This is a genomic window from Spirosoma jeollabukense (genome assembly GCF_054777855.1).
Genome location: NZ_BAAHAD010000048.1, coordinates 1 through 1767, shown reverse-complemented (window position 1 = coordinate 1767; position 1767 = coordinate 1). Strand labels below are relative to the sequence as shown.

At 29.2% G+C, this 1767-nt stretch carries 2 pseudogenes; both read right to left on the bottom strand.

Annotated features, from left to right (window positions below):
* Positions 1–460 precede the first annotated feature (460 nt).
* Positions 461–1087, bottom strand: a pseudogene (locus tag ACYVEA_RS34385) (cbb3-type cytochrome c oxidase subunit I); the annotation flags it as partial.
* A gap of 162 nt (positions 1088–1249) precedes the next feature.
* A pseudogene (locus tag ACYVEA_RS34380) lies at positions 1250–1750 on the bottom strand (cbb3-type cytochrome c oxidase subunit I).
* Positions 1751–1767 lie beyond the last annotated feature (17 nt).

Here is a 1767-nt window from a genome sequence, read left to right as displayed (position 1 = left end):
GAACTCCTTCTTATTGATCTGCAATCATAAGACAAAGCCATTTGCAATATATTCCTTTAAAAAAAAACTTATAAATATATATAATAATTTTTTAATAAAACCAAAAAAAAATAATATATTTACAATACGTACTAATTATAAAAGTAAATATTAAAATATATTATTATTATAATTCCTTACCCTAATACTTTACCTAATTTCTTCCATTAAAAATATACCCAACAACACTTTGCATTGGAAGGCTTACAAAAGCATGAGGTTTAGGTGGACTATCTAAAGTTCATTCTAAAGAAACATAATTTCTATTAAATAATGTTTGAAATAAATCAGAATAAAATTCAGGTACCAATCAAGGATATCTAGATGTAACTTCACCTTCAACTAGTTGCATATAAATTATATGTAAAAATAATATAGTAGCAATTACACTAATTATAGAACCAATACTACTTACTAAATTTCATCCAGCAAAAGCATCAGGATAATCACTTATTCTTCTTGGCATACCTTGTAGACCTAAAAAATGTTGAGGGAAGAACGTTACATTAACACCTATAAATAAAATCATAAAATGTACTTTTCCTAATAACAAGTTATAATTTAAACCAGTTATTTTAGGTATTCAATAATATCATGCACTAAATAATGCAAAAACTGCACCTAATGATAAAACGTAGTGGAAATGAGCCACTACGTAATAAGTATCATGGAAAGCAATATCAAGTGAAGCATTAGCCAATACAACACCACTTAATCCTCCTATAGTGAACATAACTACAAAACCTAATGCAAATAACATTGAAGGTGTTAAATGAATTGTTCCTCCATAAGTAGTAGCTAATCAACTGAATATTTTAATACCTGTCGGTACAGCTATTATTAATGTAGCGGCTGTAAAGTATGCTCTTGTATCCACGTCTAAACCAACTGTATACATGTGATGACTTCAAACTACGAAACCTAAAACTCCAATTGACATCATAGCATAAACCATACCTAAATAACCGAATACACTTTTATTAGAACCAGCTGATATTGTAGTACTTATTATACCGAAACCTGGGATAATTAATATATAAACTTCTGGATGCCCAAAAAATCAAAAAAGATGTTGGTATAATATAGGATCTCCACCACCTGCTACTTCAAAGAAAGATGTATTAAAATTTCTATCTGTTAAAATCATAGTTATACCACCAGCCAATACAGGTAATGATAATAATAGTAATACCGCTGTTACTATAACAGCTCATCCAAATAACGCTAATTTATGAAGTCTTATACCAGGACTTCTCATATTTAATATAGTTGTAATAAAGTTCATTGCTCCAAGTAAACTACTTATCCCTGAAAGATGTAAAGCAAATATTGCTAAATCTACACTAGGTCCACTATGACTTTGTAAACCTGATAAAGGTGGATAAAGAGTTCAACCTGTACCTACTCCATTTTCTATCATTCCTGCAAATAAAAATAATGCTAAACTTGGTATTAACAATCAAAAACTTATATTATTTAATCTAGGAAATGCCATATCTGGACCTCCTATCATTAAAGGTAATAAAAAGTTACCAAAACCTCCTATTAAGGCTGGCATTACCATAAAGAAAATCATCACTATGGCATGAGCTGTTATTATACTATTATATAATTGATTATCTGCTATAAATTGTACACCTGGTCCTGATAATTCTAATCTTATTAACACTGAAAATGCTGTACCAGCTAAACCTGAAAATACTGCAAACATTAAGTATAATGTTCCTA